We start from the raw sequence: 14,992 nt of genomic DNA on the forward strand, positions 1-14,992 counted from the left end.
GACCAGTATATAAATTTCAGCTATTATAGCAAATCACCACATTATAAAAAAGGAATAAAACATTATGCTGCTTGTGCGTCCCGCGGAAATTCATTTTAATCAAGACAATACCCCTGTATCGACTTTTTTTGATGATGTGTATTTTTCCAATCAAGATGGTTTAGCAGAAAGTCGCTATGTGTTTCAAGAAGGCAACCAACTCTGGCAAAGATGGGTAGATTCAACACAAACTCATTTTACTATTGCAGAAACTGGCTTTGGTACAGGATTGAATTTTTTTGCTGTTACCTCCTTATTTCGTCAATTCCGTCAACAACATCCCGAGGCAAAATTAACGCGCTTATTTTTTATTTCTTTTGAAAAATACCCTATCCCATTACAACAATTAAAACTTGCACATCAAGCTTATCCTCAATTCCAAGCACTTAGCCAACAATTGCAGCAACATTGGGTTGAGCCTATTGTGGGTTGTTACCGTTTTCATTTTGAAGAAACCAGTTTAGATCTTTGGTTCGGCGATATTCAACAAAATCTACCGCAGTTAGGCGACTATATGTTGAATAAAATCGACGCTTGGTTTTTAGATGGCTTTGCACCAAGTAAAAATCCTGATATGTGGAATGAACAACTTTATCAACAAATGTTTGCTTATACTCGCCCACAAGGTACTTTTGCGACCTTCACTGCAGCAAGTGCGGTGCGAAAAGGCTTAGAATCCGCAGGATTTTGCGTGCATAAACGCAAAGGCTTTGGTAAAAAACGAGAATGTATTTGGGGCATAAAACTCGATGAAAATGCACCGCAGTTTTCAGCACCTTGGTATTTGCCCCAATCAGTAAAAAACAATGAAATTGAAGATGTTGCAATTATCGGTGGTGGTATTGCCTCTTTATTTACCGCACTCTCTTTATTAAAACGTGGTGCCAAAGTCACCCTTTATTGTGAAGATGAACAACCTGCACTCAATGCTTCAGGTAATAAACAAGGTGCCTTTTATCCACAATTAAGTGATGACGATGAGCGAAACATTCGTTTTTATATTCATGCCTTTGAATACGGTATCCAACAATTACATTGGGCAATTTCACAACAGATTGAATTTGAACATGATTTTTGTGGCGTGGCATTGTGCGGATATGATGAAAAAAGCATGAAAAAATTAGACAAAATCGCGCAATATGGTTGGCATTCTAATTTATATCAACCACTTAATGCAGAACAATTAAGTGAAGCTGTCGGTTTACCCGTCAATTGTCATGGTGGCTTTATTTCTCGAGGTGGGTGGTTAGCTCCCCGCCAATTTGTACAAAATGCCTTTGCTTATTTACAACAATTAGGACTTGTCATCAAAACTCAACAAAAAATCACCGCACTTTTACAACAACCATCAGTGTGGATATTGGAAAATGATCGCAATGAACAATTTACCCATCAAGTTCTCGTGTTAGCAAATGGTCATCAACTCACTGAGTTTGAACAAACCAACGATTTACCACTCTATCCAGTGCGTGGGCAAGTCAGTCAAATTCCTACTTCTGAAAATTTATTGAAGTTAAAATCAGTGGTTTGTTACGACGGCTATTTAACGCCCGTAGATCAAAGCAAAACAAGCCATTGTATTGGTGCAAGCCATATTCGCGATAATGCAAATCGTGATTTTAGCCTAATTGAACAGCAACAAAATCAACAAAAAATTCAGCAAAATTTAACCGCACTTTGGACCAATGATGTGGACACATCTGGTAATCAAGCTCGCATTGGCATTCGTTGTTCAGTTAGAGACCGTGTGCCAATGTTCGGTAATGTGCCTCATTTCAGCCAACAGCAAGAGCAATATCATAATCTATATAACTTGCGCCGCAGAAAACAAGATATTCCTGTTGCAGCTACTTATCCCAATCTTTATATGATTGCGGCTTTAGGTTCAAGAGGATTAACATCGGCACCTTTATTGGCAGAATCCCTTGTTTCACTTATTTATAACGAGCCATTGCCTTTAAGCCAAGATATTGTGCATAACCTCAGTCCAAATCGGAGCTGGCTGAGAAAATGGTTAAAAGGTTCGGTGGTAAAATAAATATAAAAAAATAAGGGCGAACTAAATTCGCCCTTTAATCTTACAAATCAACTACTTAATTTGTTGTTTAATCATATCTGCAATTAATTCAGCTTCTGGTCCTAAAATCACTTGTAAACCATTTTCAGCTAATTTCACATTACCTTTTGAACCCAATTCTTTTAATTTATCTTCATTAATTTTATTGCGATCAACCAGCTCTAAACGTAAACGTGTGATACAAGCGTCAATGGTTTTAAAATTATCTTTTCCGCCTAATGCATCAATAAAGCTTGCTGCACGTTGTTCACGAGAACGATTTTCATGTTTTTCTACAACAACTTCTGTTTCATCGTCTTCGTTACCTGGTGTTTTTAAGTTGAATGCTTTGATAACAGCGCGGAAAATCACGTAATAAAGTACAGCAAAAACAAGACCTTGTACTAACAACATATACCACTGTGTCGCTAATGGATTTTGTGATGAAAGCACCATATCCACCAAACCAGCACTAAAGCCAAAGCCTGCCATCCATTGCATTGTTGCAGCAATAAATACAGATAAACCGGTCAATAGTGCATGGATCACATATAACACTGGCGCCACAAACATAAATGCAAATTCTAATGGCTCAGTTACACCAGTAAAGAATGATGCTAATGCTGCTGCGATCATTAATGAAGCCACTTGTGCTTTTTTACCTGGTTTTGCACTATGATAGATTGCTAATGCTGCTGCTGGTAAACCAAACATCATCACAGGGAAGAAACCAGCTTGGTACATACCAGTTACCCCTAAAACTGCGGTGCCATTTGCAAGAGATTGTGCGCCACCTAAGAAATTAGGAATATCATTAATGCCTGCTACGTTAAACCAGAATACGGAGTTTAATGCATGGTGTAAACCAACTGGGATAAGTAAACGGTTTAAGAAACCATAGATACCCGCTCCTGTTGCACCTAAATCTGTAATAGATTTACCAAATCCAACTAAACCATTAAAAATAACAGGCCATAGATACATTAAAATGAAAGAAACCACGATCATCACAATAGAAGTCACAATCGGCACTAAGCGTTTACCGCTAAAGAATGCTAAGGCTGGTGGTAATTCCACTTGATAGAAACGGTTATATAATTCCGCAGAAATCACACCCACTAAAATACCAATAAATTGGTTATTAATTTTGCCAAATGCTGCTGGTACTTGATCTGTCGGAATATTTTGTAATTGAGCAACAGCACCAGGTGATAATAAGGTGGTTACAACTAAAAAGCCAACTAAACCAGATAATGCTGCAGAACCATGTTTATCTTTAGACATACCAAAAGCAACACCAACTGCAAATAAAATCGCCATATTATCAATAATGGCGGCGCCTGATTTAATCAAAAATGCGGCTAACTGACTTTCACCGCCCCAGCCATTAGGATCAATCCAATATCCAATACCCATTAAAATCGCTGCTGCTGGTAATGCTGCCACAGGAACCATTAATGCTTGTCCAATTCTTTGTAAATAACTTAGCACACTCATAGGAACTCCTCGTTTTATCGATCTTTAATTTCAATATTGTTGAGAATTTTGTAAACGGTTACTCAACTGTTTTTTACTATATGCCGATTATTTCTGAGTGCAAATTAAAACTATCAATTTCGTGATCTGCGTCACTAAAAAAATCAACTAAATTTATAAAAAAGCTATTTTTTATAAGAAAAATAAAGGTTACTTATTCAAAATAAGTAACCTTTAATATCATCAATAAAACTTAAGAAATGTAATAGATATCAAGCAAGCAGGCGTTCTACAAGTTGAGTATAAATATTCACACCTGTCACTAATTGGCTTTCATCAAAATCAAATTCAGCTTCATGATGTCCAGCAGTACGATCAGCACCAATAATAAAGTAAATAGCCTTTCCACCTCTGTCTTGTACACGTCTGCCGAGAATTGTTGCATCCTCACTAGCATTAAATGCATAGTCTTTTGTGGAATCGGTTACATCTGGTTGAGCAATGGCGATTTCCTCAATTAATTTCACTAATTCAGGATCATTATTCATATCCACCGCTTCGCCCATAATCTCCGTTTCATAGCTTACATCAAAACCAATGGCGATACCTTTTGCAATTTGCATAACCTGATCAACCATATATTGATTAATCTCTTTATTTTCTCCCCGCACTTCTAGCTGAATTTCCGCTCTGGATGGGATCACGTTGCGTCCTTCACCCGCTTTCAATACACCCACATTAATGCGCGTCATTCCTTCGCCATGTCGAGCAATGCCATGAAGTTGCGTGACCGTATGCGCTGCTGCAAGTAACGCATTCCGCCCTGTATGAGGTGAAGCACCCGCATGAGCCGGCAAGCCTTTATAGCGGATATCAATTTTAGTGGTTGATAAGAAATTACGCGGATTGGCTAACACCGTTCCTGTGCTTGCACAAAAGCTAATATGTGAGCTCGCAAAATAATTTGCGTCATCAATTACACCACTAGCAGCAATAGCAGCCGCACCTCGTACGCCCTCTTCTGCTGGTTGGAAAACAATTTTAACCTTACCATTAAATTTATCTTTATTTTGCGATAGCCAAAGAGCAGTACCTAATCCAATCGTAATATGCCCATCATGTCCGCAAGCATGCATAAAGCCATCATTTAAAGAAGCAAATCCTAACTGATTAGGCAGATGATTTTCGGCTTTGGTTTCTGTCACATTCACACAATCAATGTCAAAACGTAGAGCAACTGTTTTGCCCGGTTTACCTGAATCAATAATAGCCACACAGCCCGTATAACCATTCATTCGATCCAACCATTTTTGATTTGCGCCATAAGCAACTGCATTCGCAATTCCTTTTTCTACAACGGCTAAATTACGTCCTCGCACATATTCTGGATTAATAATTTGATCGCCTAATAAAATTTCCGCTCCCATTTGCTCCAAATAGTCAGCAATACGAGTTGTTGTCCAAAATTCTGACCAACCGGTTTCAGGGAAACGATGAAATTCTCGACGCCATTGAATTAACTGTTCACTCATAACAAATTCCTCTTTTGTCTTTACTTATTTCATAATAAAGAAACAAATAAGCACCGTAACATAAACAAAGTGCGGTGCATTTATACAAAGTTTTAAAACTTTATAAAAAATCACCGCACTTTTAACTCTTAAAAAGGGATTTTAAAATCGCCCATTACAACATAAATAATGCTAAGAATAGCGTTGCTAGTACCATACCTGGTGCGGTACGTTTTACCATTTCAACAGGGCTTACCATTGCTAAGCCAGCACATACGATGGTTACACCTGCAATTGGAGAAGCGGTACGACCAATTGCACCCGCAATTGCAGCCGCCATACCTAAATTAACGTGGGTATAGCCTAATTCAACTGCATGTGGTGTTACTGCTGTATTGAAAGCAATCGCTGCCGCATCGCCGGAACCTGTTACTAAGCCCATTAAGAATGGACCGATAGTCGCGCCCCAACGGACAAATTCAGTAGAATGTTTTAAGAATTCAATAGCAGAATCAACCGCACCTGTTGATTTTAAACCTGCCACAAATACGCTTGCAGCCACGATAATACCTAATACGTTAGCATAAGCATTACCCATACCATTGAAGAATTCGTTGGTAATTTTAGCTGGCGAAATACGTGTTACAAGAATAGCGTAGATAGAACCAATTAACATGGCTTGTGGTACGCCCATTTTTGTCCACTCTAAACCAGATACTTTTTGTAATGAGGTGCCACCGATAACCAAAATCACTAATGGCACTAAAGGCGCTAAAGCATATAATGGATTCACTTTCGCAAATTTAGTTTCTGAATTTTGATTCTCGTTTAAATAAGCTTGACGATGAACTTCACCATAATCTTTCAACACAATCGCTAAAATGGTTAGCACCACTGCACCAATCGCACCAGCAATAATAGTATAAGGCGCGTGAGAAAGGTTAACTTCAGTGATGGTTAATTTTGACATTTCACTGATCATCGCAGAATGTGAAGAACCCGGGCTCATCATTGAACCAAAAGTCCCTGCCAGAATTGCTGCACCTGCAGTTGCTGGACGAACGCCCGCACTTTTCAATACAGGAATTAAAGTGGCGCCCACTGCTGCTGCACAACCTGCCGCAGATGGAATAGCAATATTAATGAAGAAAGTAATGATTGTCGCAATTGGAATTAAAAAGAATTTCAATCCACTCAATGGTTTAGTGAGTAAATGTACTAAATGCGTATCACATTCTGTATATTTCATTACATAGGCAAAACCCATACTTGAACAGATTGCCATAATTAAACCGCCAGAAGTCATTTGCTTAGCAAAAGCATCTAACGCCCCCATTGGATTTAAAGTGACTACCGCCATAATTAAACCAACACCAATTAAAACCGTTCGGGTTTCATACTTCTTAATCAATAAATAAATAGTCACAATAATACCTAGTATTGCGACTAAAGACTTAAGTTCAGCCATATTTATACTCCTTAATAATTAAATTTAGAATTTTTTGCTAATGTGGTTAATTGCATATTTTCGCTAAAACGTAAAATATCCGCTTCGCCCAATACGGTAGCTTGTTCGCCTTGAATATGTAATGCAGTACCTTCTGGCAAGGCATAAACGAATGAAGTTGGATTAACAATTAAAAATTCGCTCAAACGTTCCTCACGACTTTCACCATTATGTCCTTGCATTTTGCCAGAGATAAAGTGCGGATTAATTTGATGAGGGAATAGATTTAATGCATCAAAAGAAGGTGGGTAAGTAATTGGCATATCGTTGGTGGTCATAATGGAACTACCTGCAACATTTGCCCCTGCACTCCAACCAAAATAAGGCGTGCCAGCATTCACTTTCTCGCGAATTGCTGGCAGCAAATGATGTTCGTACATCCCTTTTAATAAACAGAATGTATTACCACCACCAATAGCAATCACATCAGCCTGTTCAATGATATCCGTATGCTTATTGCCTCGATGAACAGAAACAATCTCCATATCTAAACTAGCTAATGCTTGTTGCACTGTTGTTTCATATTCATCATAGGTACGACGAACTCCTGCATAAGGTACAAATGCAATTTTTTTGCCACGATAATTCGCTAAAAATTGATCTAACCATGGAAGAGTGTGAACTAAATAGGCAGTATCCTTGTATTTTGAACCACTCATGAGTAACATATTTTTCATTTGAGAATTCTCCTTATTTCATTTTCGCTTTATTATGCAATGAATTAGAAAAAACTAAAAATGAACTTCTCTATTTCTTGACCTGTGTCACAAAATTAACTTGATAGGAGCTTATCCATGTCTATTAATCTCTCTCGAATTCAAAACACCATTGAAAAATTAGCAACTATGACTTCGGTTGAGGGTGAATTAACTCGTTTAGCCTTTAGCCCCGAAGATCAAATTGCTCATCAACATGTTGTTGATTTATGCAAAGACTATGATTTACAAATTCGTACTGATGAAATTGGTAATCTATTTATTCGTCGAGTAGGCGTTGAAGATCATTTGCCAGCAGTTGCCTTCGGTTCTCATATTGATACAGTCGTAAATGCCGGAAAATTTGATGGTCCTTTAGGATCTATTGGCGGACTAGAAATCTTATTACAAGCTTGTGAGAAAAATATTAAAACCAGATACCCTTTAGAGCTGATCATTTTTAATTGTGAAGAATCAAGCCGCTTTAATTACGCCACTCTTGGCAGTAAAGTCATGTGTGGTATTGCAAATCAGCAAAGCTTATCTCATTTACGCGACAAACAAGGAAACGACCTCGCAAAAGCACTTACTGACATTGGATTAGATATTAATCAGATTGATCAATGCAAACGTCATGCCAATGAATTCAAATGCTTCTTTGAATTGCATATTGAACAAGGCCCTCGTTTAGAAAATGAAAACAAAACCATTGGCGTAGTCACAGGTATTGCTGCACCGATTCGTAGCATTGTAAAGATTAAAGGACAAGCGGATCATTCAGGTGCAACAGCAATGCATTATCGTCATGATGCTTTACTTGGCGGTGCAGAATTAGCTCTCGCCATAGAGCAAGCGGCAATTGAAGCAGGACATTCAACTGTTGCTACTGTTGGTAATTTAACCGCTAAACCTGGCGTGATGAATGTCGTCCCAGGCTATTGTGAATTATTAGTAGATATCCGCGGTATTCATACTGAAGCAAGAGAATCTGTCTTTACCAAATTACAACAACAAATTGAGCAAGTTGCAGCTAAACGTGGATTAGAAATCGAATTACAACTCATTTCTAAAGATCAGCCTATTTTATTGCCTGACAATATGATCAACGCCATTAGTCAAGCTTGTGAAACCCTAAATTATAGCTATGAAATTATGCCTAGTGGTGCAGGACATGACGCAATGCACATGGCAACCTTATGCCCAACGGGTATGATTTTTGTCCCATCTCATTTGGGAATCAGTCACAATCCATTAGAATTCACTGAATGGAAAGATATTGAAGCAGGGATCAAAGTACTGCAATCTGTGGTATTAGCCCAAGCCGAAGTGCTTGATTAAACCCAAAGTGCGGTGAAAATTTGGTGAGTTTTGCTATGAAGGAGAAAGATGACAAGAATTAATGTTGTGCCTGTTGAGGAATTGTGCGATCAGCATTTGCTGGCGGAACATCGTGAACTCACGAGAATCCCAAATGCCGTAGCCAAAGGGAAATATCACTTACGTGGTCAACCCTTAGACTATAAGTTAGGCGAAGGGCATGTGCGTTTTTTCTTTAATAAATTAACGTTTCTCAAAAAACGTTATGATGAATTACATCAAGAATGTAAAAATCGAGGCTTTAATGTGCAATATATTTGGCCGGAAAATGTACCTAAAGAGGCGAATCTCTGGCTAGATTATATCCCAACAGAACAAGCCCTAATCATCAATCGCCAACGTATTCAAGAGAGAATGCCTGTAAAAGCCAGATTTACGTCTTCCTCTTAAAGCAAGCGCTTAGAAATCCAATTTCTAAGCGCTTTTCTTCTAATCAGATTCAAAATTTTTCCGCCGACTTAAATATAATTTGTCATTTTTTTATTTCTGTCATCATTCTGTCATATTTCTTTTCTACACTGCACTCTGTGAATGGTTAGTTATCAACAAAACGGAGAACAGTATGTTAATCAAATTTAATCAATCACTTGCCATTTTAAGTCTTGGCGCGGGTCTAGTTCTATCAGCTAATGCTCAAACGATTACTGGCGCAGGAGCTTCATTCCCTTATCCAATTTATGCCAAATGGGCAGCGTTATATGAACAAGAAACGGGGCATAGAGTTAATTATCAATCGATTGGCTCAGGCGGTGGGCAACAACAGATTATTGCGAAAACTATTGATTTCGGTGCCTCTGATGATCCAATGAAAGCAAAACAATTAAATGAAAATGCATTGCTTCAATTTCCAGCTATTATTGGTGGTACTGTACCAGTAGTAAATTTAGCAGAAATTCAATCAGGCAAATTACAGCTTTCAGGAGAGATTTTAGCAGATATCTATTTGGGTAAAATTACGAAATGGAACGATCCAGCCATTGTAAAACTCAACCCAACACTAAATTTACCCGATAAAAATATCATTGTAATCCGTCGCTCAGATGGTTCGGGTACAACATTTGGTTGGACAAACTATTTATCAAAAGTATCTTCAGAATGGAAAACAAAAGTCGGTGAAGGAAAATCTGTTAAATGGCCTGTCGGGCAAGGTGGGAAAGGTAATGAAGGTGTCGCTGCTTATGTTAAGCAACTCAAAAATTCAATTGGATATGTAGAATATGCTTATGCTAAACAAAATGGGCTTTCTTGGGTGAGTTTACAAAATGCAGCTGGTAAATTTGTATCACCATCCAAAGCTAGCTTTATGGCTGCTGCAAGTCATGCAGATTGGGAAAATGCCGAAGGAATGGGAGTGCTTTTAACCAATGAAAAAGGTGATGAGGCTTGGCCTATCACAGCATCGAGTTTCATTTTAGTGCATAAATATGCGGATAAACCTGCACAAACCAAAGCAGTGTTTGATTTCTTTGATTGGGCATTTAAGCAAGGGGATCAAGCTGCGGAAGAACTCGATTATGTACCAATTCCTGAAAATGTGGTAACAAAAATTAAAGCGACATGGAAAGCTGAAGCAAAAGATCAGCAAGGGAAACTATTGTATCCCTAAATCGATTGAGGATGGCTGAGTAAAAGTCATCCTTCCCTTTTTGCATAAGATGAGTTTATTACCATGTATTTTTGTAGAAATAAGAATCAATGTTTAAACCATAAAGGTATGGAATGGCTATTTCATCAATTAACTCGCCTATTTGCATTGTTAGTATTTCTGATGTTAGCAGCAATATTGGTCTCATTAGTTATTGGAAGCTGGGAATCAGTTAGTACTTTTCATTTTGGCTTTCTATGGGATAGCGAATGGGATCCAGTAAAAGAGCAATACGGAGCAGTAGTCCCAATTGTTGGAACCCTGATTTCCGCAGGGATCGCACTCATTATTGCGGTACCTATTTCTTTTGGTATCGCTGCATTCTTGACCGAACTTGCACCTCGCTGGATACAAGCACCAGTCAGTACTGCCATTGAAATGTTAGCTGCAATTCCCTCTATTATCTATGGTATGTGGGGGCTGTTTGTGTTTGTACCCCTTTTCCAAGAATATATTCAACCAACTCTCATTGCGTTTTTCGGCGAACTTCCTCTATTAAGTGCGGTATTTTCTGGCGCACCTTTTGGAATTGGCTTATTCAGTGCAGGATTAGTTCTTGCAATTATGATTATTCCTTTTATCGCTTCAGTAATGAGAGATGTATTCAGTGTGGTCCCCCCGCTAATGAAAGAATCAGCTTATGGATTAGGTTCAACCACTTGGGAAGTGATCTGGAAAGTGATTCTGCCTTACACCAAAACTGGAGTGATTGGGAGCATTATGTTGGGACTAGGACGAGCATTAGGAGAAACAATGGCAGTTACTTTTGTTATTGGTAATGCTTTCCAGCTTCCCGATTCAATCTTTTCCCCCTCCACTTCAATTGCCTCTGCGATTGCGAATGAATTTAACGAAGCTAGTGGACTACAAAAATCAGCCTTAATGGAATTAGGTTTAATTTTATTCTTAATGACTTCGATTGTACTGATTGCTTCTCGGCTATTAGTTTTACGCACCGCAAAAGGAAGGAAATAATCAATGAAATATTTACAAAATTCCCGTTTTCATTGGCGAAAATGTTGTAACAACATCATGCTAACTTTAGCTTATAGCGCAGTGATTTTTGGTCTATTTTGGTTAATTTGGATCTTATCTACATTAATCTTAAAAGGCTTACCAGCACTTTCCATCCAATTATTTATTCAAAATACACCTGCTCCAAATGAAACAGGCGGACTTTTCAACGCGCTGATAGGTTCAATTTTAATGGTTTCTGTCGCAACATTGATTGCCACTCCTATAGGACTTTTAGCCGGCACTTATTTAAGTGAATACGGACGTTATTCTTGGCTAGCAAGGATAACAAGATTTTTGAATGATATTCTTCTTTCTGCCCCTTCAATTATTATAGGCTTATTTGTTTACGCTATTTATGTTGCACAAGTTAAACACTATTCAGGCTGGGCTGGTTCTATAGCTTTAGCCATTTTGGTTATTCCAGTCGTGGTTCGTACCACTGACAATATGTTGAATTTAGTCCCCAATAATTTACGTGAAGCTGCAGCAGCCTTAGGATGCCCACAATGGCGAATCATCACTATGATTTGTTATCGTGCTGCTCGTTCGGGTATTTTGACTGGTGTATTACTTTCTATTGCTCGAATTTCAGGGGAAACAGCTCCTCTGTTATTTACCGCACTTTCAAACCAATTTATGTCGTGGAATATGAATGAACCTATGGCAAATCTCCCCGTTGTGATTTACCAATACGCAGCTAGCCCGTTTAATGATTGGAATAACTTAGCTTGGGCAGGCGCAACCTTAATTACTCTTTTCGTGCTGACCTTAAATATCTTGACCCGACTCAACATTAAAAAATAGGGAAAACTATGACTACACTACTCAACATTGATGCCAAATTAACGATTAAGCAGCTTAATTTTTACTATGACCATTTTCACGCACTGAAAAATATTAATTTGCCAATTGCTAAGAATAAGGTAACTGCATTTATTGGGCCTTCTGGCTGTGGTAAATCCACATTGCTACGTACCTTTAATCGAATGTTTGAACTCTATCCAAACCAAAAAGCAACAGGACAGATTTTATTAGATAATGAAAATTTACTCACTACTGATACGGATATTGCGATCATTCGCTCTAAAATTGGCATGGTCTTTCAAAAGCCAACACCTTTTCCGATGTCTATTTATGATAATGTTGCCTTTGGAATTCGCTTGTTTGAGAAATTACCCAAATCTGAATTGAATGATCGCATTGAATGGGCGTTAACCAAATCTGCATTATGGAACGAAGTGAAAGATAAATTACACCAAAGCGGCGACAGCTTATCTGGAGGTCAGCAACAACGATTATGTATCGCACGAGGTATTGCTGTAAAGCCCGAAGTATTGTTATTAGATGAGCCTTGCTCTGCATTAGATCCGATTTCAACAATGAAAATTGAAGAACTGATTTCTGAACTCAAACACGATTACACTGTGGCGATGGTGACACATAACATGCAACAAGCAGCACGCTGCTCTGATTATACCGCCTATATGTATCTTGGCGAATTGGTAGAATTTGGGACAACTCAACAAGTATTTGAACAGCCTAAACACCAGCAAACTGCCGATTACATTTTAGGCAAAATGGGGTAAAATACATCACATACATAATCAGTTACTAAATTTTACCAATGAATTTTAAATACAGGTTATGAAATATCATGAAAGGCAAAATTCTGATTGTTGAAGATGAACATTCTATTCGAGAGATGATCGCTTTCTATTTAACTCATCAAGAATATGAAGTCATTACAGCAGAAAATTATCTAAGTGCGGTTAAAAAATTAAACGAAAATCCCAAACTGATTTTATTAGACTGGATGTTACCTGGACGTTCAGGTATACAGCTCATTGACTATCTCAAAAAGCACGAAGAAAGCGCCAAAATACCCATTATAATGCTGACAGCTCGTAGCGCCGAAGAAGATTGCATTACTTGTTTAAATGCTGGAGCTGATGATTATATAACCAAACCATTTTCGCCTAAAATTTTACTCGCCCGAATTGAAGCTCTTTGGCGACGAACATATGATCCGCCAAGTACAATCCTCTGCATAGATAACCTCAGTATTGACCAAGAAGCTCAACGTGTTTTCTGTGACAACAAAAATATTGAACTAAGCCATACAGAATATAAACTTTTGCATTTTTTTATGTCGCATGCTGAAAAAGTGTATAGTCGAGAACAGTTACTTGATTTTATTTGGGGAAATGATAATTATGTAGAAGACAGAACAGTTGATTCTTATATCCGTCGTTTACGCAAAAGCTTAGAACCTTACAAGTTTGATCGCTATATACAAACAGTTAGAGGTTCAGGATATCGTTTTTCTAGCCACTTTGATGACTAAAGATGAAATTTAATTACCCTATTATAAAAAATGTGATTTTACAGCTAGTACTAACAGGAAGTATTTCTTTTTTATTTAGCTTATTCAGCAAAACTTTCTCATTTTGGTTCATTATTAGCTTGTTACTGCTCATCATTTGGCATAATTATAATGAAGCAATCTTATTACAACTCCTCAATCCGAACAAACCAAAGCCTAAAAAACAAAAAAGAACGGCAATAGAATACATTTCTCAAACCGCTGCATATTATCAAGAGAGTAACCGAAGAGATAAAATAAAAACATTACGTTTATTGTCCAAACTAAATCGTAATATTAAATATCTTCCCGATGCAGTGATTATTTGCAAAAACAATGGCGATATATCATGGTGTAATCAATCCGCTCAGCAACTATTCGAATTTTTTTGGGAAAAGAAAGTCAATAAAAGTATATTTAATGTCATTTTTTATCCTGAATTCAGACCTTACTTTCAACAAGAGAATACTCAACGTCCCCTCGTTTTATTAGATCATAATAAGCGCTATATTGAGCTTCACTTAAATAGATATGACAATGCGTCACTTCTCATCATCGCAAGAAATGTCACTTCATTCGTTCGATTACTTCATAGTAGACAAACTTTTTTAGCCAATATTAACCATGAATTAAGAACACCTTTAACTGTTCTGCAAGGTTATTTAGAAATGTTAGAGTCTGATCCTCATAACAACGAATTATATGAACAATCGATATCAGCAATGAAAGCACAGAGTCAAAGAATGGCTAATTTAATTCAACAATTAGGCATTTTATCCAAAATAGAAAATTCAAATAATACTGAACATTGTGCAGTGAATGTATCTGACATCATAATTTCACTGAAAAAACATTCATCAATTTTACAACAAGCCCACCGAATTCATTATGAAATAGAACCGGATATTTATGTTATGGGCGATGAAAATCAAATACAGAGTGCGATATCAAATTTAATCTATAATGCCTTACGCCATTCAGGTGATAATGCGTTTATAGAGGTTTCATGGAAACGTTGTGAACAAGGGGCACAATTTATCATTAAAGATAATGGTGTTGGCATTGAAGCGAAACATTTAGCACATCTAACAGAACGATTCTATCGAGTAGATGAATCTAGGAGTAATGAAACTGGAGGAAGTGGGCTAGGACTTGCCATAGTTAAGCACGCCTTAGAACAACACAACAGCCAGCTTCAAATTCTAAGTGAGGTAAATAAAGGTAGTGAATTTTCTTTTATTCTTAAGGAAGAAAAGCAGCTTACTTGAACTTCATTAAAATATGAATTTTCTCCTTATAAATCCAAC

13 protein-coding genes are annotated in these 14,992 nt (G+C 37.6%); 9 read left to right on the plus strand and 4 right to left on the minus strand.

Features of this window, described 5'->3' with window-relative positions; translation table 11 throughout:
* The first annotated feature begins 64 nt into the window (after positions 1 to 64).
* Positions 65 to 2,077, plus strand: a complete 2,013-nt coding sequence (gene mnmC, locus ACT2CV_RS00185; protein ID WP_464973926.1) for a bifunctional tRNA (5-methylaminomethyl-2-thiouridine)(34)-methyltransferase MnmC2/FAD-dependent 5-carboxymethylaminomethyl-2-thiouridine(34) oxidoreductase MnmC1 — start codon at positions 65 to 67, stop codon at positions 2,075 to 2,077.
* A gap of 51 nt (positions 2,078 to 2,128) precedes the next feature.
* Here mnmC and nagE read toward each other — a convergent pair whose 3' ends face one another.
* The 4 genes from nagE to pepE form a co-directional block, all read right to left on the minus strand.
* Positions 2,129 to 3,592, minus strand: coding sequence for an N-acetylglucosamine-specific PTS transporter subunit IIBC (nagE, locus tag ACT2CV_RS00190; RefSeq protein ID WP_464973925.1), 1,464 nt, complete (start codon positions 3,590 to 3,592; stop codon positions 2,129 to 2,131).
* A gap of 251 nt (positions 3,593 to 3,843) precedes the next feature.
* On the minus strand, positions 3,844 to 5,103 hold the full coding sequence (locus ACT2CV_RS00195; protein WP_464973924.1) for a M20 family metallo-hydrolase: 1,260 nt from the start codon (positions 5,101 to 5,103) through the stop codon (positions 3,844 to 3,846).
* A gap of 154 nt (positions 5,104 to 5,257) precedes the next feature.
* Positions 5,258 to 6,550, minus strand: coding sequence for a C4-dicarboxylate transporter DcuC (dcuC, locus tag ACT2CV_RS00200; RefSeq protein ID WP_464973923.1), 1,293 nt, complete (start codon positions 6,548 to 6,550; stop codon positions 5,258 to 5,260).
* 11 nt (positions 6,551 to 6,561) lie between these two features.
* Positions 6,562 to 7,266 carry a dipeptidase PepE gene (pepE, locus tag ACT2CV_RS00205; RefSeq protein WP_464973922.1) on the minus strand — a complete coding sequence of 235 codons (705 nt, stop codon included), beginning with the start codon at positions 7,264 to 7,266 and terminating at the stop codon, positions 6,562 to 6,564.
* Between the two features lie 117 nt (positions 7,267 to 7,383).
* On the opposite strand from pepE, the gene ACT2CV_RS00210 reads away from it, so the two are divergent.
* From ACT2CV_RS00210 to phoR, 8 genes are all read left to right on the plus strand, one after another.
* Complete coding sequence (locus ACT2CV_RS00210; RefSeq protein WP_464973921.1) at positions 7,384 to 8,622, plus strand: allantoate amidohydrolase; 1,239 nt, start codon at positions 7,384 to 7,386, stop codon at positions 8,620 to 8,622.
* Positions 8,623 to 8,670: 48 nt separating this feature from the next.
* On the plus strand, positions 8,671 to 9,051 hold the full coding sequence (locus ACT2CV_RS00215) for a pyrimidine dimer DNA glycosylase/endonuclease V (protein ID WP_464973920.1): 381 nt from the start codon (positions 8,671 to 8,673) through the stop codon (positions 9,049 to 9,051).
* A 172-nt stretch (positions 9,052 to 9,223) separates the two neighbouring features.
* The gene (pstS, locus tag ACT2CV_RS00220) at positions 9,224 to 10,267 is read left to right on the plus strand and encodes a phosphate ABC transporter substrate-binding protein PstS (RefSeq protein ID WP_464973919.1); all 1,044 of its coding nucleotides are present in this window, start codon (positions 9,224 to 9,226) and stop codon (positions 10,265 to 10,267) included.
* A 63-nt stretch (positions 10,268 to 10,330) separates the two neighbouring features.
* Positions 10,331 to 11,281, plus strand: a complete 951-nt coding sequence (gene pstC / locus ACT2CV_RS00225) for a phosphate ABC transporter permease subunit PstC (protein ID WP_464973918.1) — start codon at positions 10,331 to 10,333, stop codon at positions 11,279 to 11,281.
* Between the two features lie 3 nt (positions 11,282 to 11,284).
* Positions 11,285 to 12,127, plus strand: a complete 843-nt coding sequence (gene pstA / locus ACT2CV_RS00230) for a phosphate ABC transporter permease PstA (RefSeq protein ID WP_464973917.1) — start codon at positions 11,285 to 11,287, stop codon at positions 12,125 to 12,127.
* A gap of 8 nt (positions 12,128 to 12,135) precedes the next feature.
* On the plus strand, positions 12,136 to 12,909 hold the full coding sequence (gene pstB, locus ACT2CV_RS00235; RefSeq protein WP_464973916.1) for a phosphate ABC transporter ATP-binding protein PstB: 774 nt from the start codon (positions 12,136 to 12,138) through the stop codon (positions 12,907 to 12,909).
* 68 nt (positions 12,910 to 12,977) lie between these two features.
* Positions 12,978 to 13,667, plus strand: a complete 690-nt coding sequence (phoB, locus tag ACT2CV_RS00240; RefSeq protein WP_464973915.1) for a phosphate regulon transcriptional regulator PhoB — start codon at positions 12,978 to 12,980, stop codon at positions 13,665 to 13,667.
* 2 nt (positions 13,668 to 13,669) lie between these two features.
* Positions 13,670 to 14,953 carry a phosphate regulon sensor histidine kinase PhoR gene (phoR, locus tag ACT2CV_RS00245; RefSeq protein WP_464973914.1) on the plus strand — a complete coding sequence of 428 codons (1,284 nt, stop codon included), beginning with the start codon at positions 13,670 to 13,672 and terminating at the stop codon, positions 14,951 to 14,953.
* Positions 14,954 to 14,992: the final 39 nt, after the last annotated feature.

Origin of the sequence: Reella acinonychis (assembly GCF_052384575.1) — a bacterium.
In the GTDB taxonomy this organism is placed as follows: Bacteria; Pseudomonadota; Gammaproteobacteria; order Enterobacterales; family Pasteurellaceae; genus JBQSUQ01.

Coding starts and splice junctions, on each gene's coding strand:
- mnmC (WP_464973926.1), top strand. CDS start 65: ATGCTGCTTGTGCGTCCCGCGGAAATTCATTTTAATCAAGACAATACC.
- nagE (WP_464973925.1), bottom strand. CDS start 3,592: ATGAGTGTGCTAAGTTATTTACAAAGAATTGGACAAGCATTAATGGTT.
- ACT2CV_RS00195 (WP_464973924.1), bottom strand. CDS start 5,103: ATGAGTGAACAGTTAATTCAATGGCGTCGAGAATTTCATCGTTTCCCT.
- dcuC (WP_464973923.1), bottom strand. CDS start 6,550: ATGGCTGAACTTAAGTCTTTAGTCGCAATACTAGGTATTATTGTGACT.
- pepE (WP_464973922.1), bottom strand. CDS start 7,266: ATGAAAAATATGTTACTCATGAGTGGTTCAAAATACAAGGATACTGCC.
- ACT2CV_RS00210 (WP_464973921.1), top strand. CDS start 7,384: ATGTCTATTAATCTCTCTCGAATTCAAAACACCATTGAAAAATTAGCA.
- ACT2CV_RS00215 (WP_464973920.1), top strand. CDS start 8,671: ATGACAAGAATTAATGTTGTGCCTGTTGAGGAATTGTGCGATCAGCAT.
- pstS (WP_464973919.1), top strand. CDS start 9,224: ATGTTAATCAAATTTAATCAATCACTTGCCATTTTAAGTCTTGGCGCG.
- pstC (WP_464973918.1), top strand. CDS start 10,331: ATGTATTTTTGTAGAAATAAGAATCAATGTTTAAACCATAAAGGTATG.
- pstA (WP_464973917.1), top strand. CDS start 11,285: ATGAAATATTTACAAAATTCCCGTTTTCATTGGCGAAAATGTTGTAAC.
- pstB (WP_464973916.1), top strand. CDS start 12,136: ATGACTACACTACTCAACATTGATGCCAAATTAACGATTAAGCAGCTT.
- phoB (WP_464973915.1), top strand. CDS start 12,978: ATGAAAGGCAAAATTCTGATTGTTGAAGATGAACATTCTATTCGAGAG.
- phoR (WP_464973914.1), top strand. CDS start 13,670: ATGAAATTTAATTACCCTATTATAAAAAATGTGATTTTACAGCTAGTA.